Origin of the sequence: Sphingomonas yabuuchiae (assembly GCF_014199595.1) — a bacterium.
GTDB classification, from domain to species: Bacteria; Pseudomonadota; Alphaproteobacteria; order Sphingomonadales; family Sphingomonadaceae; genus Sphingomonas; species Sphingomonas yabuuchiae.
The window spans coordinates 1-19,250 of sequence record NZ_JACHNX010000011.1 but is presented as its reverse complement, the minus strand read 5'-3'; the positions used below and the strand labels follow the sequence as shown (position 1 = coordinate 19,250).

Here is a 19,250-nt window from a genome sequence, read left to right as displayed (position 1 = left end):
AATATGTTCACCTCGATACCCGTGGAACGGCCTCGCCACATCATTGGCCATCCTGTCACCGCCCGCACCCGAACCGCGCGGCGCTGCCGCGGGGAGGGGGGGCAGGTCGTCGGCGCTCTGCTGGTGAGTGCAGCTACCTGGGACGAATAGGCTCCTGTACTGGCGAGAGGCGCAACCGCGCTTCAGCCGCGACGATCCTCCTTGAACCTGTCGACAATGCGCCCATGTTCACGCTGTGAACGTTTGCGCGCGCCGTTGTGCGTATCACCGCCCCGCGAGAAGACCCTGCGGCAGAGAGCAAGCTGGACCGAATTCCTACCGGCTCGCGGCTACTTGGTCGCGAGGTTTATACGTTCACCGCGCTGACATGTTCACGCCGTGCACACGTCCCAACCTTCAAAATGCTCACACCGTGAACGTTAGCCATGTGCTCACTCGGTGCACATTGTACACTTTGCGCACATGGTCGTCGGAGGCATGGTGCACCGGCTTGCCTCGGTGGCGGCCACGTCGCCGGCCGGAATGGTCGCTGCGCCCAGGCAATAACCAACGGTCGCCCTGACCATCTAGCCGCACACCAGCCAGACATACGACGCCGATCGCAGAATGGCGTCGCCCACCAGCAGCGTTGCGTCGGCCGGAAACGACGGCCGATAGCTTTGGCCGCGCCGGATCCAGAGGCCATCCAAGCTCGGCAGGGTTGACAAGGGGAGGTCGCCCAAATGCGATGCCGCGTCATGCGCGCCGACTTTGCGAGCCAAAGATGCGCCGAAAGAAGCTGACGAACGCTCGGCAGGTGCCGCCGCACAATTTCGACCTCGATGTCGCGCGGCCGCTTTGCCACTACACCTCTGCTCCGTGCAGCCGGCGGCCAGGAAGCCGGCGGCGTGCCCCGCGGGGCACGCCGTCGCTTCGGAACCGGGTGTTGGAAACCAAGAGTGAGCTTGGCGCGAACGCCTTTAGCCGGGCGGCCTGGACATACGCGTCCGCCACCCGGTCAATCGAACCGGCTCTCACTCTTCGGGGTTTCCACGCCCCGGCCCGCGTCTCCGCAGGCGCCTCATCCTTACCGAACGGCTGCACCGCGGCGCAACCCGCCATTGTCCCGCTATTCTGTGGTATCTCTTGAAGAAGCCTTCTCCCTTGGGCCAGCGCCCGCCGCGATCGCCTAGAGACCGACGACAGGGAGAGAAAATCGCGAGGATCCCCCCTCAAGGTCTGACGGCTCACTCCTCCCAGAGCGGCTTGGGATTGCGGCGACGCTTGGCCTTTGATGGCCGGGGGAGGGGGGATGCCGCATCGAGCTCCCGATTGATTGCCGCCAGGTCCGAACGCCACGCCTGGATACGAGCCGATTGGTCATGCATGGAAAGCCTCCGTCTGTTCGAGTGAAGACGAGGTGCCGCTGGACGGTCGGTTGGGGCCGGGGTCCAGGACTGCGCCAGCAGCCGCGCGAGCGGGGCGTGGGGGAGCCGATTGTCTCGGCCCTGGAGCGCCAGCGGAACGGGCCGGGAGAATTGGGGGAACCGCGCATCCTTGACGCCGACCCCGGCCGGCCGTCACACTGGGGAGACGTCGACGACAGCCTCTTCTTTTCTTCCCGTTGGACGCGGCGATCCGCGAGCAAGCGACATGCCCCAACGAGGTAACGAGCCCAAGACGGCCCCGATATGACGCGGCCGTGCAGGTGCAGCTTCGCCGGGTTGACCGAGCGCGGTCACGGCATCGCTGCGTGGGTCACCATGATCGATGGCGACAGCTCCCCTGACCATCGCGATCCTCGGCCTGGCGCCTCTCGCCGGATCGGACGCACTGGGCGCGCTGCCAGCACCGGACCCCGGCGGCAGGACCGCCGGAGCCCGACCGATCAGCGCTCGTCGGCGCGCATGATCGTCAGGACGCGTACCGTCACGGATGGGTCTGAGGGGTCTTCCGAGCCGGCGGACAGGTCGGCGTTGTAATAGTCGATCTTCCACATGCAGGCTGCGCCTTCAAAGTCGAACGTGCCGAGGTCGTGTTCGCCATAAGGGTCGTTCGCGCGCGTGAAGGCGTCATAGCCCCGGATCGCTCGGAGGAGTTCGGCGCGCTTGCGGAAGTTGCGGAAGATGCCAACGTCGCCGATCAGTTCGGCGATCCCGCTGGTCATCATGACCCGGTCGGTGCCGGGCTGGGTGATGTGATCGCGCAGCCGGTCGTTGAGGCGCGCGATCGCGCTGGCGGCATCGGCGGTACTTGCAGGCCGGGGGGTGGCATCGGACATGACGGTCTCCTTGACGCTCGAGCCCCGGTGATCGGGACCTTTCGACACGCGGCAGGACCGCCGGGGCATAGCCGCCCGGCGCACCCGAAGGGTCGAAACGGCAGTGGAGAAGCCCGCGCCAGCGGGCTTGCGCCGGGCTGCGCCTCGGCGAGGACGTGCGCGCCAGGAAAGTCCCGGATGATCGCCGGAAGAGAGTAGGGGGCCGCCCTGCCAAGCCGCCCCACCATGCTGGACGAAAGCGGAGCCGACCCGCTATCCTTCATCGATGGAGACCGGCGCCGACATCATCGCCCTGTGGCCCCGCTGGCTGGAAAACGTCGGCGAGATGCGTCGGATGAACGCGCTCGTTCGCGTACGCTGCGCGGTCTGCGGGACGATACTGCGCGTCGACCTCGACGACATCGTTGCCCGCCATGGCGTGGGCTATTCGCTGGTCGACAAGCTGGAGCGCTGCCGAATGGTCGGCTGTGCGGGCTCGACCTTCTATCTCGCATCGCGGACCTACGGGCAGGCCTGGACGGCGCTGCTGCGCGATCCGGCGTTGCTCGGGAGCTTCGCGACGTTGCCACCGGTCCGTACCGCGCTCGGTTGACGGCCCACAGCGATGTGCACCAACTACCGCCGCACCAAGGGCTTCGATCAAGTCTGCGAGGAGTTCTACGAGACGCGCATCCCCGTACGCTTTCCCGAGCGTCATCAGGCACCCAATCTGGAGCCGCAGCCCGAGGTTCGTCCCACCAATCGCGCGGTCGTCTTGCGCGCGCAGGAGGACGGGGTTGCGCTGACCTGGATGCGCTGGGGATTGATCCCCTTCTTCCATAAGGGGCCGGTCAGCGGCTGGAAGGCTGCGACGTTCAATGCCCGTGCCGAGGGCGTGAAGACGGCGCCGTCGTTTCGCGATGCCTTCAAGCGACGCCGCTGCCTCATCGCTGCCGAAGGGTGGGTCGAGTGGAAGGGGGAGGGCAAGCCGAAACCCAAATTCTACGTCGCTCCGCGGGACGGCGCACCGATCTGCTTCGCCGGCCTGTGGGATCGGGCGAGGACGCAGGACGCGGGCGAGATCGAGAGCTTCACGATGGTGACGCAGCCGCCGGGCGCGCTGAGTGATCTCCATGACCGCGCGCCGGTTGTGTTGCGGCAGGAGGATTGGGCGCGTTGGCTCGATCTGGAGGCGCCGGTCGATGACCTGCTGACGACCGAGCCCGCCGATCTCTATAGCATCCGGCCGTTTCACGAGGTCACCGGCGGCCTGCTCTGAGGCCGTCAGGTGGTCAGCCGTCGGCCTCGTCGATCAGCTTCTGCACGCGGGCGATGGGGGTATCGTCGATCGGTCGGATCGTCTCGTCGCATCCCGGACAATCGATCGTCCGCGCGAGGCGAAGCGTCTTGAACGCGATGTTGAGTGTCCGACCGCACGCCGGGCATTCGGTTTGCGCGGCGATGTCATCGAGCTCGTGCGCCATCGCGCGACGATAGCCGGGATCAGCGGATCTGGTGAGCCGGTGAACCGCTCCACCGGGCCCGGGCGGGTTCGATGCCCGCCCGGGCCCTTGGTCGAGACGGGGAGGGGAGGGGGGCCTTTCAGCCCCCGGGATGTCAGGCAAAAGGGTCGTATTCGTTGACGATGATGTGCGAGCTGTCGTGATCTTCGGCGGTGATGACGGCGTATTGGGTGCCGATGGCGATGACCATGGTGGCGACCATGAGGCTGCGGGCGAGGCTGAGGGCGGATTTGCGGGCGATCCAGATGTCGTTGAACATGTCCGAGGCTCCTGTGAAGCCGACGGGGTTCATCCCCGCTCGACAGGCGCCCGACAGGACGGGGAGGGGCCGCGATCACTTTTCGCCGGCACGGCAAAAAGCCGTAGCGAAGCGCCCGGACCCTTCACGGGTTGATCGTACAAGGACCCGCACCGGCCCAAGGATTGCGCCTCCAAGAGCGGGGTGAACCTCGTCGGCCGGGAGCGTCGTGGCTGAAGCACTGGGCCGCCCTCGACGTTCACCACGTCGGCGATCCGGTCGCTCCCTTTCCTCGCGCGCCCACTCCGCGTGCCGCGATGGCAAGACCAGTGCTATGCGCCAGCGATCCTATTGCGCTCGACAGGCACAGCGCGCCGGTTGCCTGCGATCGGCCCCGTTGTGCGCCACTGCCTTCGTCAGCTGATCGTCACCCGGATGGGCCGAGACCCGTCAGGGGCTCGGTGGAGCGTCAAGCGGAATAGAGCGGCGGTCCCGGCGACAGCCGGGAGACGTCGACGATGTGTTCTGCTACGGGGACTGGAACAGCAGCGTCATACCTGCGGTGCGTTGCCGGTCGAGGTCGGATACTGATCCTTCGCACCGGGCAAGGGGAGGGGGTACCGCCGGCATGGGTGCCCCACCCGCCTGCAAAGCATCGATCAGTCGAAGCCCTCGCGCGGCGGCTGCGCGCTCGGCGGGACGTAGGTGGCATTCTTGACCGTCTCCTCCTGACGCAAAACCCAGTCGAGCGGACCGGTAGGCCAGAAGCGGGCCGGCGCGATGACGCGGCCATCGAACTCAAGCGGCGTCGCGTAGCGGGTGGCGACAGCGGCGAGCACGTTCAGGATGATGAGCGTCAGCAGCAGCCAGAGCAGGCTGCAGAGTGCTGTCCGGCCCATGCCGGTTGCGCCTCCGAACCAACCCAGGCCGCTCGTCATCGTGACCGCGAGGCCCTGCGCGGCGAGAAGGCCGACAATCCCCGCCGGCACCATCAGCTTGAGACGCAGGATCGCCGACCAGAATAGTCCGGCGATGAGGTGGGGCAGCAGCAACACGCCGATGCCGATGGCGATGAGCCGCGCATCGTCGGGAAGCGCTGCAAGGAAGGCAGGATCGAAACGCATCAGCGCAGCAGCCAGGACAAGCCCTGTGCCACGGCAGCGCGGGCACGTTCGCGCTTGCCGACAGGCGGGGGCGGTGCGGGAGCGGGATCTGCGTCAGGAAGGACGGAGGTCAGCGCCTGCTCTGAATAGTTCAGCACCAGCATGTTTCGGATACGCGCGGCGGGGAGGTAGATGGCGCCGCCAACCGGCTTTGCCTCCTCCACCACCAGTCCGGCAGCGACCGACGCGCCCGCATCGTCGCGCCGCATCATCGAGCCCCAGCTGCGCGGCAAGCTGAGATGACCCTTCTCCTTGGGTTTGCCGCCGATCATGTAGATGAAGCGATTGGGCTCCGACAGGGTCAGCGCCTTGATCTCGCCGTCGTCCGACAGACGGATATCGGCGATCCCTCCCGCGTAGCCGAGGCCGCGACCGTCTTCGACCGCGTCGGTGAGGACATAGGCGAGCTGGAAATAGCCATGGTTCGTCGGATCGATGATGTGCTGGAATGCCCAGCCCTGGGTGTGGCTGTCGAGCCCGTCGAGCACCAGCGCCAATCCCCTGTGCCGGATCATGACGGCGACGAGATAGGACAGAAAGATGAGGATGAAGGCAAACTCGATCAGGCCGAGCGGCTCGCCCGGGCCGAGGTCGCGGGCATTGGGACCTGAGGTCGGGCGGATCATCAAACCGGCGACGACGCGATAAGGCGAGACCAGCCCAGGTCGTTCGGGCCCGCTGAGAATTGCGACGATCCCGTCGCATACGATCGCACCGAACAGATGCGCCGCGAGGCTGATGCCACCCGCCAGCGCGAGGCTGTTGAGCGCGGTAAGCGGTTGATCGGGCCGTCGTACGCCGTGGCGTCGGCCCAGATTGTTCCAGAAGATAAGCCCGGTGATGCCCGGGAGCAGCCACAGCAGTGCGGTAAGAAGGGAAAAGGTGAGGCTCAATGCGAGACGTTCAGCGTCGCGTGGTCTCGTTATTGGTTACCGCCTGGGGCGCGTCGACTGCGGTGCCTTCGCGACGGGTGCGTTCGGTCTGCGCCTGCGACAGGCGCCGAGCGAGCTGGAAATAGCCACCCGCGGCGGCGGCTGCGCGACCGATCGCGCGCTGCTGCCTGACGTTCGTGACGAGCATTGCATCATCTCCCGGCCGAGGGGTCTTGGCCGCTTGTGGTCAACATAACGCTCGAAACGGTAAAAAGGTAGAGTGCGGGATCACGTCATCGGCGCGAGCACGGTCCTTCGACCTGCCACTTGGGCATCGTGTCTCAACCGACAAAGGTTAGGAAGGGATGCCTGGCGCGAGGCAGCACGAAAGAGCCCGGGAGCCGAAGCTCCCGGGCCGCCCGCCCCGATCAGAAGGGGATGTCGTCGTCCTCATTGTCCTGCGCGGCGCCCTGCTGCTGCTGGCGGGACTTGCCGTAGGAGAGGAAGGTGACCTCGTCGGCGATAATTTCGACGCCGAACCGCTCGATGTCCTGTTGGTCGGTCCAGCGGGTGTAGTGGATCCGACCGCGCACCATCACCTTCTGGCCCTTCTCGACATATTCGGCGACGGTCTTGGCGACACCGTTGAAGCAGGTGATCCGGTGCCATTCGGTATCCTCGAGTCGGCGGCCGTTTTCCTTGAGGACCTTGCCCTCACTGTCGCGCTTCGGCCGCGAGGTCGCGAGGCTGAAGCTGGTGATCTTGGTGCCGCCCTGGGTGGTGCGGGTCTCGGGGGCGGCGCCGACGTTGCCGGCGAGGATGACGAGGTTCTGCATGTCGAGGTTCCTTTGTCCTGCTCGAGGGTTCGTTCCCTCGGCTGAACACCGTCAAAGACGGCCAGGCCGGTGGCTCCACCGGAGCGCGCAGACGCGAAGGGAAACCCCATGGCGAGGAGTGGTGCGGGCAGCCGCGAAGCGGCAACTCGGTCCGAAGCCATGCGGGTTGGAGCCGATGGACGGCCGGCTTAGGTCGTTCAGTGAGGAGAGGGGATGGACCCTCTTCAGGCAGTCGAGCGGAACCACGATATTCGTGAAACCGCATCCGGCCTGCGACCTCGCTGCCACCCCCGCCCCGGATTCGGGCGGCACCTTCGATCGTCGTTCCCCCACTGACCTGCGCTGCAATCGCATCGAGGGCTGGAGCGATCGAACGGTTGCGGGCCGAACCGGAGCAGCACCATCATCCTTCATACCAATGCATGTCGAGGCACGTTGCCGACAGGGGACGTCAGGGGCGAGCAGGGGGGCGCGGCTGCGACACCGACCCTCCCAACGCCACAGGCATACGCGCCTTGGCCGAACCGCGCCCGAAGTCGAGAATGTTCCCTATACAACGACGCTCCGCGCAGCCTGGGGCGATCGAGCAACGAACGCGGACGTCTGATACCTCCTCTCGACAGGGGGTGGGAAGCCTGGTGCCGACCCCACGCGACGCCGGCTTCTCCGACGTCGGCGGCAGCCCGGTCTCTCCTATGAGCCCCGCCGATCAGTTGCGAGCAGACCTCAATACCCGGACCCGGGTTCGCCGAGCGGTCGGGCAGGCGACCTCCGCTCGACGATCCCCTGATCCGATGAACGGCTCGATCGCGCGGCCGAACCGGTCGGCGCGTGTCGAGGGGCGACAACCAACCGGCCGATGGCGCGCTCGCGCCCGCCGTCCGCAATCAGGCCGGCGTGACGGCGCCCTTCGCGCGGCGGGGCTTGCGCGCCGGCACGGCCGACGCCGCGGTCGTCTCGGCCGGTGTCTTGGGCTTGCGACCGAGGCCGATCTTCTTCGCCATGGCACGCCGCGCCTCGCTGTAGGCGGGCGCGACCATCGGATAGTCGGGCTTCAGCTTGTAGCGTGCGCGATACTCATCCGGGGTCAGGCCGTGCGTGGAGAGGTGCCGGCGCAAGGTCCGATAGGGCTTTCCGTCGATCATCGAGATGATGCGATCGGGTGAGGCCAGGGATTTGCGCACGGTGACGGCAGGAGCGTGATCGACCGCAGTGACTTCGACGGCGTCCTCTGAGGCTTCGCCGCTGACCAATTGCGTGATCGACGCGTAAATCGCTGTCAGAAAGGCGGGCACGGCCTCCGGATCGGCGCGCGTGTTCGGGTTCGATAGCCAGGCTGCGGTCACTTCGGTGGCGAGTTCGATCGTGTTCACAGTCTCGGTCATCCTGTCCCTTTCCGTCGTCCACCACAGGGTGGATGCGACGATCACGCAGCGCGCTCGGAAGAGATAATAGCATTGGTGCAGCGACGTGCCACTGATAACCGCTGATAACCGCTGTTGCGTGCGATGCGATGTCGATCGCGGAAAAGCGAAACGCCAAGGCTGCCGGACACCGCCAGGAAATGGGGACCAGCCCCCTCATAGCGAGGACCGCCGGCGCACCGGCGGTCCCGTCGTCGATCAGGCGCGACTGACCTCGCGCTTCTGATCGAGCGCGGCCGGGGGCGTCCCGAGCGGTCCCCGGCGGTCGACGACGCGGACGCCCGCTTTCTTGGCATCGATGACGAGGCGCTCGGTCACGCCATTGCCCTGAAAGGCGATGAGATAGCGCGGGCGGAGCGACAGCATCTGCTCGTTGCGACGAAAACCGGCGCGATCGCCGAGCTTGCGGTCGAGACCGAATCGAACCTGCTGGACGCCGTGCTGCTCGGCCCAGGACGCCGCGATGCGCTCGATCCCCTTCATGTCGCCGCCATGGACGAGGTACATGTCCCCGACCCGCTCGCGGACGGCGTTGAGCGTGCGCAGGAGATTGTCGCCGAACGTCTTCATGTCCCCGTCGCAGGTGAACGTCAGCCGGCCGCCGGCGAAGACGACGGGGGTTCCGACCGCGGTGTTGGCATCGCGGACGCGCTCACGCCGCGCGCGCAAGAACGCCTGACCATCGACGATTGCCGAGGTAACCCCCAGTGAGATGCGATTGCCGGTGGCGGGCACCCAGGATCGACCGGTCTCGCGCATGTAATGCGCCGCGGCAGTGTCGCGCATCTGCTCGTAGCAGCCGGCCGCCTCCTCGATCTTCTTCGCGAGCTCGACCTTCTCCTCAAGGTTCGTGCTGTTGATCTCGGAGCCGTCCTGCTCGGCGATCAGCAGTCTGATCTCGTCGGTAAGACGATCGATGGTGGCGTGCTTCTTCGCGGCCGCGCGGTGGAACAGGTTCACCAGGCCCCAGCCCAATTCCTCGATGTCGCGCTCCAGGGACGTGTTGAAGAGGGTCGCGAAGAGGTCGCTCCAGATCGCTGTCGTGGTCTGATCGAGGGCCTCGCTCGGGGGCGGTGCCATCCCGGGCAGTTCGTCGGAGCGCGGCTCGAGGTGGCCCAGTTCGAGAGCGGCGAGCGCCGCGGCGAGGGAAGTAGTCATGGCGACAGCCTTTCATTGCAGAGGCCGGCGGCCTTTTCCGCCGGATGCGCACCTCCTGGGACGCCGCAGCAGAGCCCGACGCACCGCCGCTTCGCGGCGGGGAACCCGCGAAAGTCGGGGTGGCGCGGGCAGCCGCGGTACGCGGCAACACGGCCCGGCTTTCGCGGGTTGCGGGGGGATCGCGGGGGCCTATGTGCCGCATCCCTCCGGCGAAAAGGGCGCACGCGGAAGGTCCGCGAAAGGATGCTCGTCACGATCCCCTTCGACGTCATCGCCACGACTGGCCAGCGATGCCGCGCCATGTCGCGTCCGGTAGGAGCATCTCCCCGGCATCGTCGCGACCTAGCGAGGTGACTGGCCGCCTGGGCCCTCTTGCTCCTGCTGCGTCAGCGAGAGTGGCTGCGGATAGAACTACACATCACTGCGGGGTCCGCCCCGCCAGATCCTCGGTCGGCGTGCTCCCGACCCGACAGCGAGTGGCGACGGTGGGAGATCCCTTCGACCGTAAGGGCGAGCCGCGACAAAAGAGCAGACGCATGCCGGCGCGCGCGGCACAGCCCCGCTAGTGCGCCGACGATCAGCCCTGTTGCCCGCGCCGTTCGTGCTTACGCGGACCTCGTGATCTCTCCCAAATCGGGCCGCTACGCGACCGCGCGCAACCCCGATCCGGGCGGCACCAAGGGCGGTCCGTTCGAACGCTGGGACGCGGAGGCGAATGAGCGAAAAGACTTGGGCGCGTCGATCGAGCCGTCACTGCAAGTCGGCTCGCAGGTACGGCGGTGAACCACGGGGCCGATGGCGGGCACAAGGCTTACCTGAACGTCGCAGGGGCGCAACGATGCTGCCTCACTGCGGATCGTGCGATAGATGCACGGCGACCGACGTCCCGAGGCTGGAGTAGCGGCTGCTGGCATTACCGGACGATCTCCCTTAGCCTGATGTAACTTGTGGAGACGCAGGTCGGGGCGTGGAAACCTCGTGAGTGAGGGTCTGCTGACCATGCAGGGCGGCGCGTGAGCGTCGACCTCGCCGTGCGTCTGCCTGCCAGGCACGCGATATTTCCCCGACCCTGTATTTGGGCCGAATTGGCGCGCTTCACGGACACGCCGATCTCGCGCTCAACGCTGGGACGCGGAGAGTGTGTTGGACGACACCAACGGTCACGAGGCCGGACAGGACGATACAGCGCTGCGGCGCGCCAGGGTGCAGCACCTGCTTCAAGAAGCACAGTCGCTTCTGCTCGAAGCCGGAGCGAGATCCGCAAGCGTCTATCTTGAGCGCGCGATGGCGTGCATCGATGTCGACGTAGCGGATGACCCCACGCAGATCGCCGTTGCCGCAGCGATCATGCCGGGTGAATCCGCGCTGCGCCGTGCGATGGGCGGTGCCTTGACGATTGTCGGCACCCTATTGGCACGCAACGATATCGTCGCACTCGACGAATTCGGCCGGTTGCTCGCGCTGTTCGCCGATGTGTCAGCGGTAGAGGACCCGGCAATGGGGTCCATCATCGATGGCTGGAGCGCGACGATCCGCCATGCCGCAGGCGAGGTCGAGCGCCCGATGAATGCGTAACGGTCAGCGCAGGGCGCGGCGCAAGCGACCTGGCTGATGGGAGTGCTCACCCTTGGCCGACGGCATAAGTGAGACACGATGCGTCCCCGATCGCCCCAGTTGCTCTCCTAGGGACAGGACAACCGCCTTGAGGCGAGCGCTCGCGGAGCGCGTCGGCGGCACGATTGAAGTCCTCAAGCCAATTGCCGATCGGGACACGCTCGTCGACGGGGAGGGCGGCCTGCGCTTCTTGAAAGGCGATGAGGTCCGTCGGTGCTTCGCCAATGATCCGGTCGATCTCGTCGGGCGGCAGCAAGCCGCGCTCACGAATGAACTCGGTGATGCTGCCGGGGCGCGGCGTTGCTCCACGACGACCGAGCACGGGACGCCGCCAGAGCCCGTCGACATTGCGCAGCCGGGGCTTCGCCCGCGCTTCCATGAGAACGATGATCCGCAGTTCCGGGATGGCGAGTTCCATCACCTCGTCGGCCTTGATGCTGCCGCAGAAGAAGCAGCTCGACTTCGGTGGCAATGGCAAACCGGCGGCAGCGATCCGTCGCTCGCATGCCGAACGATCCCATCCCCATTCGCGCAGTGGATAGCGATAGGCATAGCGCGGATCCTCGCACTCCACGGCGTGTGCGTAGCGCTGCGTGTCCCGCGGCGACGCGTCGTATCCGATCATCTTGATCACGCGTTCGCCAGCGTCCCAACATCGCCGTGCAGGCTCCCAGTCCGCAGTCCAAGCATCCTGGGCGCTTGCCTTCCACTTCTGTGAACAGGATCCCCGATTGAAGACCACCGACGGGAGCGTTGCGTTGGTCAGCATGTTCTCGGCGATCGTTGCATAGGGCGGCCAATGCTTGAAGTTGCGCGGCTGATAGCGAACGATCTCCGATGCGATGCCACGCTCGGCCATCCAGGCACGAAAGAGCGGAATGAAGGCATAGGTGCCGCGCTTCTCCGAGCCCGGATCGGCGAACAGGACCATGTCGATCGGCTCCTCTCGCCCGGCGAGTTCGATGATCATCGCGGTCGAGTCGACACCGGCACCCCATGCCACGACGACAGGTGGCCGGGTCATGGGAACTTTGCTCCAGCTGCCGTGAAGGTGACGTCGTTCGCCTCGAGCGCCGCGTCGACCTGATGATCGGCGGTCTGGAAGTCGTATTCGGCTTCGAGCCGGCGATAAAGCCAGCGCGCAAGGTCACGAAGCGCCTCCGTGACATCGTCCTCAGCAGTCGGGGTCCCATCTTGTCCGTTCGGGCCGTCACGTTCGACGCTGATCGTCATCGAATATTCGTGACAGTAGCGACCCGTCTGCCGGATGGTGCCTTGCAACTGATACAGGTTGCGGCGCTGGATGGCGGCGAGCGCGTCGACGATGCGGTGAAGTTCAGGGTCGACAGGCGCATAGGAGCGAATGGCGGCGCTCGACCCGCGCGCGTACCGATACTCGCCTTCGAAACTCGCGCCGTCGCCCTGACTGGCGAAGCCGGAAAAAAGGATGCGCGGCGCCGCCCGGGTTCCTCCTCCGTAGAGCCGGACCGGGCGGGTCGCGATCTCGACGCCGACGATGGCGCACACGTTCTCGAAGTCTTCGAAGACGCTCTCATGCCAATCGTCGGGAACCAGGTGATGGCGCGCCCAGGCACGCGCGGTGTCGCGGGCTGGCGGCTCAAGTTCCGCCGGTCGGAAGACCCGGGTGATGACCAGTTCAGGCATATCGTTCTCCTGACGCCGGATGCGACCGGCGATTGCATCGGCAAGAGGGTCAGGCGGCAGCCTCCAACGATGGCGGAAGCGCCCCGATCGACAGCGTGAGACGGCGCGCAAACGCGGGGGCGTCGAGCAATTCGGCGATGGGTGCGCAAAAAACCCTGCTCGACGGCTCGCCGCCACGGCAGCGATGGAAGGTGATCTCGCTGTCGGGCAGGAAGCTGCGCGGAACGACGCGGATGCCGATGTCGGGATGACGCAACTCGGTGACACCGTCGTCGTCATCGTCGCCGTCGATCGTCTGGACCCGGGCCTCGCCGGCGCCGAGCCCGATTTCGGCAGCAAGCTGTGCCACGGCGCGACGCGCTTGCGCATGGAAGGCGCGTTTGGCGGCGGGATCCCCGCCCACATGGTGTCCCGCGATCTCGAGAAGCGCTGGCGACGCCTCGATCGACGCCCGATCGATGACGCATCGCAGGCGTAGCGCTTCATCAGGACCCGCCATCGGCCGGATCACGCTGGCCAGGTTGCGGCTGAGAAGCAGGATTGCGGCGTCCTGCGCGATCGGCTTGCCGGCGCGGCGACAGTCGTCAGCGGCGGTGATGAGGGCGTGCAGCGCTGCGGGGAAGGTTTCCAGGCCCGAAGGATGAAGGGCTTGATGATGACGATAGGTCGTGTCGTAGAACATGGTTCAGCCTCCTGAGCGCGGATGCGCTCGCAAAGGCCGAAGGCGTCCTCTCCTCTTGTGCCGGCGGGTTCAACGCAGCCGGATGGGCGGCACGACGAAGTTCGCACCCTCGAAATACGCCAGCGCGGCCTCGAACGTGGCGAGGCGCTGAAGATGGTCTTCACCGATGACGACATAATCGTCCTCGTCGCATGGAAAGCGTGTTGGCTCGCCGCTCCCGGTGAAGACGAGGCGCTCAGCACCCCATTGTCCGGGGCAGGCGCCTGACCACCGGACGAAGGGCAGCGTCTCCCGAACGCAGAATGCCTCGAGCGCCTCGAACGCGCCGCGGGCGACTTCATGGGCCTTGAGGGTGAGGGACTTGCCGTCGACGAGCTCGGCGAGATGGAAGGGCGCGCCGTCCCAATCGGTCGAAAGGCCCTCGTGCCGAACGATGGACTCGAGTTCGGGCAGGGTGCTGCGATCGAGGACACCGCCGATCGTGATGGAGGCAGAAACGCGGTCAGTCATGGGACATCCTTTCTTGTGGGAGAGATGGGCGTCATGCCGTCCGGCCTGGGAAAGGGGGCGGTCGACCGGCGCAGAGTTCGATACGAGGCATTCATGCTATGGTGGGCCGGCCGGGTCGCCGAAGGCACCGGCGGGCAACCGCCAGGGATTCATCACGATCGGAAGGCGCCAGTGCTCGTCCTCGGCCTGGGAAAGCTCGTCGGGATGAACGAGCGCGGCAGAATAGGGGGAGCCACGATCCGCACGTGTTTCGACGTCAGCCGCGCGGTGGATGGTCTTGCCGCTGGCCGCCTCGCGCACCTTCACGCGCTGGAACGCGCGAGGGAAGACGTGACGCACGGTCGCCCATTGATCGGGCGAGCCGAAGATGCACGTTCGACACGACAGACGTCCCCAGCCAAGCGTGTACGCAGGGTGCGGACGGATCGACGAATCCGCAATTGCCTCCCAGACCCGTGCCTCGGTCCAGCCGTGGACGGGGCGCCAATGATCGACTGTGCGTCGCCTGCTCGACGTGCGATGCGGTTCAAAAGCCAGGTAATGCGCGCGGCAGGGGCTTTCGGCGGCGCGCTCGCCCGTCACGACCAGCGTGGCTCCATCGAGGAACCGGTCCTGGTTCCGGATGGCGGCCGCCAGGACATCGATCTTCAGCGATGGGCTGCACCAGCGAACACGAAGGTCAGCGCTGGTCTGCGGGAACAGACCGCGCGTGCCGATCGGGCCATTGCCCCCGGCGCGGCCGATACCGTCCGGGGTCTCGAACACGACCGGTGCGGTGGGTGCGCCCGACCGCTCGAGTTCGCGTGCAAAGCCACCCTCACGCCACGAGAAATAGACGCGAAGCCCAAGATGCTCGGCGATCGCGCGGACATATCCGGCGGTGCAGGGCCAATCCATAAAGCTCGCGCCGCCACCATCGACGTCATGATGATGGAGCTCGATCGCGTCCGCCGGCACGCCGAGGTGAAGGAGATGGAGAAGGGCGGCAAGGCTGTCCTTGCCACCGCTGAACGCCACGACGATGCGCCGGTAGGCGCGGAGGTCCGGACTGTCGGGCACGATCACGCCGCTTCACGATAAGGCTCGTCGGCATGGTCGAGGCGTCCGAGCCCGGTTGCACGTAGCAGAAATCCTGCTGCGGCTTCGGCCTTCGCCGCCGCGGTCATGATCGCCCGGGGCTCGCGTCGCAGCACGCGCAGTAATCGCGAGGTATCGATAATGTGAAGGAACGCGGCTTTAGCGTCTGAAATCCGCAGAATTCCGCCGTTATCTGATGGTCTTTGCTTCGCATTATTTCACGACAAACCTCTGCGGTCGTTTGACCAGCAGAGGAGCCTTCGATGCCGAATACCGATTGCGAACTGATCGCCGAACTCAAAGTCGCACTGATCAGCCAACGATACAGCCCGGTGGTGGCCGGGAACTACTGCGCCTATGCACGCGTGTTCCTCGACTATCTTGCCCTGCGGCGCATCCCGATCAACGAGGTGACCGAGGCGCAGGTGGCGCACTACCTACACCATGCGATCGCGATGTTCCGCAAACGCCATGGTCGGTCGCCGGGGCCGTACTGGCACTCCATTCCGCGCTCTGGAATCCACGCATTGCTGCGGCTTGCACAGGGCCAGTGGCCGCCCGCGCCGAAAGCAACCTGTGCAGCAGATGCGCTGCGCTTTGCGATCTGCGACGAATACGAGACCTGGCTGCGCGAGGAACGGGGCCTTGCGGAGCCCAGTATCTACGCATTGATGTGGGAGGGCCGGAACTTCCTCGCCTGGCAGCTTGATCGATGCGGCGTCGACAGCCTGATGGAAATGGCCGTCGGCGACATCGACCGTTACATGGAAACGCGCACCCCCCACCAGACGCGCAAATCAGTGAAGGATGTCGCGGAGCGGCTTCGCTCGATCCTCCGCTATCTGCACCGCACGGGTCGCACCGCGATCGACTTGTCGCCGCACGTAATCGCCCCATTGCTTTACGCCTACGAGGGGGTGCCCTCGATCCTTGAGCGGGACCAGATCGCTGCTGTCCTGCGAGTTGCAGGGCAGGACAAAACGCCTATTGGGCTGCGGGACCATGCGATCCTACAACTGCTCGCAACTTATGGCCTGAGGTCGAGCGAGATCCGCAACCTGCGGATCGAAGACATCGACTGGCGCGCGGAAGCGATCCGCATCAGACACACCAAGACCCGGGCCTGTTCGTACCTGCCCCTGATGGCGCCGGTAGGCGAAGCGGTGCTCGCCTATCTGCGCGCCGGACGGCCCGAGACCGACGCCCGGGAAGTCTTCATCCGCACGCGCGCGCCCTATCGCAAGCTCGGGATGCTGGCCAGCGCGGTGCGGCGGCGGCTTCATGACGCCGGGGTCGAGCCGCCAGGCAAGAGTGGTCCGCACATCTTCCGCCATGCGCGCGCAGTCGAAATGCTGCGCTCCGCGGTGCCGCAGAAAATCATCGGAGACATGCTCGGACACCGTTCGGCCGAGTCCACCGCTCCCTACCTCAAACTGGCCACCGAGGACCTCAGGGATATCGCGCTCTGCGTGCCGGGACGGGAGGTGCGGTCATGACGATCTGGCCCGATCCCGAGCGGCAGTTGGTCGAGCGCTATGTGGCCGACCTTGATCTGCGCAGACCGAAGACCCGCACCGTGTACAAGCAGGCGCTCAACAGCTTCCAGGACGAGGTCGAGCGCCACGCCGAACTCGACCAGGACGTGCTGGTGGCCTGGCTTCAGGCGTCGTCAACCCGATGGGCTGCGACGACGCGGCTGCACCGCACCCGCATCATCGACCGGTTCCTCGATCATCTTCTGGAAATCGGAGCGATCGAACGCAATCCCGTCGGCGACCTGCGCGATGCATGCAATATCAAGCAGTGCATGCCCGTGTGGCGCGCCTTGGCGTCGCCCGATCCGAACCAGGCCCTTGCCGCGTTGTATCAGCCCAAACCGTTCGGCAGCGTCCTGGGCGCAATGATGGCCGAGCACGTCGATCTGATGCGGAGCCGCGGCTACAAATACACCGCGCAGCCCGTATGGCTTGTCCGGTTCGACAGGTTCCTGCAACTGAACCCGGTCCTGCAAGATGAACCGATAGGTGTGATGCTCGAACACTGGGCAAGCGCCAAGTCGACTGCCAACCATCCCGCCGAATGCGAGAGGCTGAAGCGCGTCCTGGCGAAAATCCTCCGGCACCGGGACCCGTCGATCCCGCCGCGTCGTCCGGACTCGCGGCCGATCAAGCAAGTGGCGAAGCAGTACCGCAAGCCCCACATCTACTCCCCCGCCGATGTCCGGCGGATGCTCGATATTGCCCGAACCTATCCCTCCCCGCGAGCGCCGCTTCGCCCGTTGAGCATCCATACCATGCTCATGATGGCCTATTGCGCGGGGCTGCGGTGCGGCGAGGTAGCCCGTCTCGATCTTGGCGATGTCGACCTGGATAACGGCACGATCACGGTGCGGCAGACCAAGTTCTTCAAGACCAGAATCCTGCCTCTGTCCAACAGCGTAATGGTCGAACTTCGGGCCTATATCGATGCCCGGCGGCGGGCCGGAGCATCGCAAGAGCCGCGCTCCGGACTGTTCTGGCACGAGCAGGGCAGTGCCCGATACTCGTCCCAGGCCGTCGCCTGGCTGCTGGTCGACGTCATCCGCCGGGCCGGGCTGAAGCCGCCGCGCGGCGTCACCGGACCGCGCCTGCATGACCTGCGCCACTCGATGGTCGTGAACCGCATCCTCGAATGGTATCGCGCCGGCATCAACCCGCAGGAGCGCTTGCCGTTCCTTGCGACCTACCTCGGCCATCGGGATATCAACTCCACGCTGGTCTACATCACGGTCACGCAGGAGTTGCTGCACCACGCCAACGAGCGGTTCCGAGCGGTGGGCGCACAATGCCTCAGCCTGGGGCAGGAGGCGCAGCCATGAGCAAGACCGACCCGTTCCCGAGCCTGCTGCGCGCGTTCTTCTACGAATGGCTGGTCGAGCAGCGCAACGCGTCCATCCATACGGTTCGATCATACCGCGATACCTGGCGGCTGTACCTGCGGTTCGTCGCGCAGCGTGCTGGAAAGAAGGTGGCGGTGATCACGCTGGCCGATCTGACCGCCAGCGAGGTCGCCGCGTTCCTGAGCCATGCCGAACACGACCGCGGCGGCACGATCGGCACGCGCAACTGCCGACTTGCCGCGATCCGCAGCTTCTTCCACTTCGTGGCCACCAAGTATCCCCCATCGATCGCGCAATGCGTCGAAATCCTCAACATCCCGATCAAGCGCGCGCCGGTATCGGAGCCCTGCTACCTCGATCCGGCGGAAGTGACGGCGATCCTCGCTCAGCCCGACCGTTCTACGATCGAGGGTATGCGCGACCATGCGCTGCTCTCGTTCCTCTACAACAGCGGCGCACGAATACAGGAAGCGCTCGATCTGTGCCCCGAAGCGATCCGGTTCGAAAGCCCGAGCTGCGTGCGCCTGACCGGCAAGGGCCGAAAGGAACGCATCTGCCCGCTCTGGCCGGAAACGGTCCTGCTGCTGAGTAAGCTGCTCGAGCGACAGCCACGGGCGCCGGACCAGAGGCTGTTCGTCAACCGTTATGGCGAACCGCTCAGTGCCTCGGGTGTCCGGTTCAAGCTTGCCGCCTACGTGAGGGCTGCGGCAGAAACCACGCCGACGCTGCGTGCCAAGCATGTGACGCCGCACGCCTTCCGGCACGCCACCGCCGTGCACCTCATCTCGGCGGGCGTCGACGTCACGGTCATCCGCAGTTGGCTCGGCCATGTGAGCCTCGACACGACCAACCACTATGCGAGGGCCAATCTGGAAACGAAACGGAAGGCATTGGAACAGGTTGCCGTTCCGACCACACCCGGCGGCAAGCCATCCTGGAAGCGCGATACAAGCGTACTCGCCTGGCTCGACACGCTCTGAATAATGCGAAGGAATGTTGGCCGGAAACCGCAGACATCAGCCAATCTGGCCGCGTTCCTTCACATTATCGATACCTCGCGATTACTGAAGTTATGCTCACCTCGCCATAATTGAAGCCAGTGCTCGATATACGCGGCATGGTCTTCGCGTTCCTCGACCTTGAAACCGACAATCGCGCCGATGAAGGATGCGCCCAGCTCGGCCACGAGTTCGTCCCTCGCATAGTCGGCGCGGCTCGTTGAAATCAGGGTTTTTCGGTTGAGGCGGCTTTCATGCCCTGCATGATGCACGGCCTCATGTTAGGTCCTGCCCACAGGATGTCCTTTCTGTCCTTTCAGGGCTATCCAGAAGGACACCCTGCACAGGCCCCACTCTCCTTCTTCGCCGAATG

22 protein-coding genes are annotated in these 19,250 nt (G+C 65.7%); 7 read left to right on the top strand and 15 right to left on the bottom strand.

Translation table 11 applies throughout. The features are described 5' to 3' along the window. Window positions 1–1,867: 1,867 nt before the first annotated feature. Window positions 1,868–2,260: a DUF3768 domain-containing protein gene (locus GGQ89_RS13495; protein WP_061780325.1), complete on the bottom strand. Its 393-nt coding sequence runs from the start codon at window positions 2,258–2,260 to the stop codon at window positions 1,868–1,870. Window positions 2,261–2,525: 265 nt separating this feature from the next. Here GGQ89_RS13495 and GGQ89_RS13490 point away from each other — a divergent pair, with 265 nt between their 5' ends. Together GGQ89_RS13490 and GGQ89_RS13485 are read left to right on the top strand one after the other, a co-directional pair. Next, window positions 2,526–2,852 (top strand): hypothetical protein, encoded by a 327-nt coding sequence (locus tag GGQ89_RS13490; protein WP_043061319.1) that lies wholly within the window; start codon window positions 2,526–2,528, stop codon window positions 2,850–2,852. Between the two features lie 12 nt (window positions 2,853–2,864). Continuing rightward, window positions 2,865–3,518, top strand: a complete 654-nt coding sequence (locus GGQ89_RS13485; RefSeq protein WP_052814254.1) for an SOS response-associated peptidase — start codon at window positions 2,865–2,867, stop codon at window positions 3,516–3,518. A gap of 13 nt (window positions 3,519–3,531) precedes the next feature. On the opposite strand, the gene GGQ89_RS13480 is transcribed toward GGQ89_RS13485, so the two are convergent. The 8 genes from GGQ89_RS13480 to GGQ89_RS13445 form a co-directional block, all read right to left on the bottom strand. Further along, entirely contained in the window at window positions 3,532–3,723 is a 192-nt protein-coding gene (locus GGQ89_RS13480) for a hypothetical protein (protein ID WP_043061320.1), read from the bottom strand. A gap of 133 nt (window positions 3,724–3,856) precedes the next feature. Further along, window positions 3,857–4,021 carry a hypothetical protein gene (locus GGQ89_RS13475; protein WP_165800937.1) on the bottom strand — a complete coding sequence of 55 codons (165 nt, stop codon included), beginning with the start codon at window positions 4,019–4,021 and terminating at the stop codon, window positions 3,857–3,859. 638 nt (window positions 4,022–4,659) lie between these two features. After that, window positions 4,660–5,124 carry a hypothetical protein gene (locus tag GGQ89_RS13470; RefSeq protein ID WP_043061321.1) on the bottom strand — a complete coding sequence of 155 codons (465 nt, stop codon included), beginning with the start codon at window positions 5,122–5,124 and terminating at the stop codon, window positions 4,660–4,662. Continuing rightward, entirely contained in the window at window positions 5,124–6,056 is a 933-nt protein-coding gene (locus GGQ89_RS13465) for a hypothetical protein (protein ID WP_043061322.1), read from the bottom strand. Before GGQ89_RS13465 ends, GGQ89_RS13470 begins: the two co-directional genes overlap by 1 nt. A 10-nt stretch (window positions 6,057–6,066) precedes the next feature. Further along, window positions 6,067–6,243: a hypothetical protein gene (locus GGQ89_RS13460; protein WP_156477747.1), complete on the bottom strand. Its 177-nt coding sequence runs from the start codon at window positions 6,241–6,243 to the stop codon at window positions 6,067–6,069. 220 nt (window positions 6,244–6,463) lie between these two features. After that, entirely contained in the window at window positions 6,464–6,871 is a 408-nt protein-coding gene (locus GGQ89_RS13455; RefSeq protein WP_043061323.1) for a single-stranded DNA-binding protein, read from the bottom strand. A gap of 887 nt (window positions 6,872–7,758) precedes the next feature. Beyond that, window positions 7,759–8,256 carry a Ros/MucR family transcriptional regulator gene (locus GGQ89_RS13450; RefSeq protein WP_043061324.1) on the bottom strand — a complete coding sequence of 166 codons (498 nt, stop codon included), beginning with the start codon at window positions 8,254–8,256 and terminating at the stop codon, window positions 7,759–7,761. A gap of 237 nt (window positions 8,257–8,493) precedes the next feature. Continuing rightward, window positions 8,494–9,453 carry a DUF2493 domain-containing protein gene (locus GGQ89_RS13445; protein ID WP_052814255.1) on the bottom strand — a complete coding sequence of 320 codons (960 nt, stop codon included), beginning with the start codon at window positions 9,451–9,453 and terminating at the stop codon, window positions 8,494–8,496. Window positions 9,454–10,071: 618 nt separating this feature from the next. Between GGQ89_RS13445 and GGQ89_RS13440 the strand changes: the two genes are divergently transcribed. Together GGQ89_RS13440 and GGQ89_RS13435 are read left to right on the top strand one after the other, a co-directional pair. Next, window positions 10,072–10,236, top strand: a complete 165-nt coding sequence (locus GGQ89_RS13440) for a hypothetical protein (RefSeq protein ID WP_157846251.1) — start codon at window positions 10,072–10,074, stop codon at window positions 10,234–10,236. A gap of 360 nt (window positions 10,237–10,596) precedes the next feature. Then, window positions 10,597–11,028 carry a hypothetical protein gene (locus tag GGQ89_RS13435; protein WP_184106154.1) on the top strand — a complete coding sequence of 144 codons (432 nt, stop codon included), beginning with the start codon at window positions 10,597–10,599 and terminating at the stop codon, window positions 11,026–11,028. Window positions 11,029–11,074: 46 nt separating this feature from the next. Here the strand turns inward: GGQ89_RS13435 and GGQ89_RS13430 are convergent, their stop codons facing one another. From GGQ89_RS13430 to GGQ89_RS13410, 5 genes are all read right to left on the bottom strand, one after another. Beyond that, on the bottom strand, window positions 11,075–12,091 hold the full coding sequence (locus tag GGQ89_RS13430; protein WP_240456343.1) for a hypothetical protein: 1,017 nt from the start codon (window positions 12,089–12,091) through the stop codon (window positions 11,075–11,077). After that, window positions 12,088–12,732: a hypothetical protein gene (locus GGQ89_RS13425; RefSeq protein ID WP_043061326.1), complete on the bottom strand. Its 645-nt coding sequence runs from the start codon at window positions 12,730–12,732 to the stop codon at window positions 12,088–12,090. The genes GGQ89_RS13430 and GGQ89_RS13425 overlap by 4 nt, the downstream gene beginning before the upstream one ends. A gap of 49 nt (window positions 12,733–12,781) precedes the next feature. Beyond that, window positions 12,782–13,414: a hypothetical protein gene (locus tag GGQ89_RS13420; protein WP_184106153.1), complete on the bottom strand. Its 633-nt coding sequence runs from the start codon at window positions 13,412–13,414 to the stop codon at window positions 12,782–12,784. A gap of 69 nt (window positions 13,415–13,483) precedes the next feature. Next, window positions 13,484–13,924: a hypothetical protein gene (locus GGQ89_RS13415; protein WP_043061328.1), complete on the bottom strand. Its 441-nt coding sequence runs from the start codon at window positions 13,922–13,924 to the stop codon at window positions 13,484–13,486. A 96-nt stretch (window positions 13,925–14,020) separates the two neighbouring features. Next, entirely contained in the window at window positions 14,021–14,983 is a 963-nt protein-coding gene (locus GGQ89_RS13410) for a phosphoadenosine phosphosulfate reductase domain-containing protein (RefSeq protein ID WP_241769350.1), read from the bottom strand. Window positions 14,984–15,264: 281 nt separating this feature from the next. Here GGQ89_RS13410 and GGQ89_RS13405 point away from each other — a divergent pair, with 281 nt between their 5' ends. From GGQ89_RS13405 to GGQ89_RS13395, 3 genes are read left to right on the top strand one after another with little or no spacing between them, the layout of a single operon-like run. Then, on the top strand, window positions 15,265–16,497 hold the full coding sequence (locus tag GGQ89_RS13405) for a site-specific integrase (protein WP_067407072.1): 1,233 nt from the start codon (window positions 15,265–15,267) through the stop codon (window positions 16,495–16,497). Beyond that, the gene (locus GGQ89_RS13400; RefSeq protein WP_043061577.1) at window positions 16,494–17,858 is read left to right on the top strand and encodes a tyrosine-type recombinase/integrase; all 1,365 of its coding nucleotides are present in this window, start codon (window positions 16,494–16,496) and stop codon (window positions 17,856–17,858) included. Before GGQ89_RS13405 ends, GGQ89_RS13400 begins: the two co-directional genes overlap by 4 nt. Continuing rightward, window positions 17,855–18,859, top strand: a complete 1,005-nt coding sequence (locus GGQ89_RS13395) for a site-specific integrase (protein ID WP_182926528.1) — start codon at window positions 17,855–17,857, stop codon at window positions 18,857–18,859. Before GGQ89_RS13400 ends, GGQ89_RS13395 begins: the two co-directional genes overlap by 4 nt. 59 nt (window positions 18,860–18,918) lie before the next feature. Here GGQ89_RS13395 and GGQ89_RS13390 read toward each other — a convergent pair whose 3' ends face one another. Continuing rightward, on the bottom strand, window positions 18,919–19,149 hold the full coding sequence (locus tag GGQ89_RS13390) for a zincin-like metallopeptidase domain-containing protein (RefSeq protein ID WP_338112254.1): 231 nt from the start codon (window positions 19,147–19,149) through the stop codon (window positions 18,919–18,921). Window positions 19,150–19,250 lie beyond the last annotated feature (101 nt).

Excerpts from the sequence above, each read along its gene's own strand:
- GGQ89_RS13495 (WP_061780325.1), bottom strand. The coding sequence starts at position 2,260 with ATGTCCGATGCCACCCCCCGGCCTGCAAGTACCGCCGATGCCGCCAGC.
- GGQ89_RS13490 (WP_043061319.1), top strand. The coding sequence starts at position 2,526 with ATGGAGACCGGCGCCGACATCATCGCCCTGTGGCCCCGCTGGCTGGAA.
- GGQ89_RS13485 (WP_052814254.1), top strand. The coding sequence starts at position 2,865 with ATGTGCACCAACTACCGCCGCACCAAGGGCTTCGATCAAGTCTGCGAG.
- GGQ89_RS13480 (WP_043061320.1), bottom strand. The coding sequence starts at position 3,723 with ATGGCGCACGAGCTCGATGACATCGCCGCGCAAACCGAATGCCCGGCG.
- GGQ89_RS13475 (WP_165800937.1), bottom strand. The coding sequence starts at position 4,021 with ATGTTCAACGACATCTGGATCGCCCGCAAATCCGCCCTCAGCCTCGCC.
- GGQ89_RS13470 (WP_043061321.1), bottom strand. The coding sequence starts at position 5,124 with ATGCGTTTCGATCCTGCCTTCCTTGCAGCGCTTCCCGACGATGCGCGG.
- GGQ89_RS13460 (WP_156477747.1), bottom strand. The coding sequence starts at position 6,243 with ATGCTCGTCACGAACGTCAGGCAGCAGCGCGCGATCGGTCGCGCAGCC.
- GGQ89_RS13455 (WP_043061323.1), bottom strand. The coding sequence starts at position 6,871 with ATGCAGAACCTCGTCATCCTCGCCGGCAACGTCGGCGCCGCCCCCGAG.
- GGQ89_RS13450 (WP_043061324.1), bottom strand. The coding sequence starts at position 8,256 with ATGACCGAGACTGTGAACACGATCGAACTCGCCACCGAAGTGACCGCA.
- GGQ89_RS13445 (WP_052814255.1), bottom strand. The coding sequence starts at position 9,453 with ATGACTACTTCCCTCGCCGCGGCGCTCGCCGCTCTCGAACTGGGCCAC.
- GGQ89_RS13430 (WP_240456343.1), bottom strand. The coding sequence starts at position 12,091 with ATGACCCGGCCACCTGTCGTCGTGGCATGGGGTGCCGGTGTCGACTCG.
- GGQ89_RS13425 (WP_043061326.1), bottom strand. The coding sequence starts at position 12,732 with ATGCCTGAACTGGTCATCACCCGGGTCTTCCGACCGGCGGAACTTGAG.
- GGQ89_RS13420 (WP_184106153.1), bottom strand. The coding sequence starts at position 13,414 with ATGTTCTACGACACGACCTATCGTCATCATCAAGCCCTTCATCCTTCG.
- GGQ89_RS13415 (WP_043061328.1), bottom strand. The coding sequence starts at position 13,924 with ATGACTGACCGCGTTTCTGCCTCCATCACGATCGGCGGTGTCCTCGAT.
- GGQ89_RS13405 (WP_067407072.1), top strand. The coding sequence starts at position 15,265 with ATGCCGAATACCGATTGCGAACTGATCGCCGAACTCAAAGTCGCACTG.
- GGQ89_RS13400 (WP_043061577.1), top strand. The coding sequence starts at position 16,494 with ATGACGATCTGGCCCGATCCCGAGCGGCAGTTGGTCGAGCGCTATGTG.
- GGQ89_RS13395 (WP_182926528.1), top strand. The coding sequence starts at position 17,855 with ATGAGCAAGACCGACCCGTTCCCGAGCCTGCTGCGCGCGTTCTTCTAC.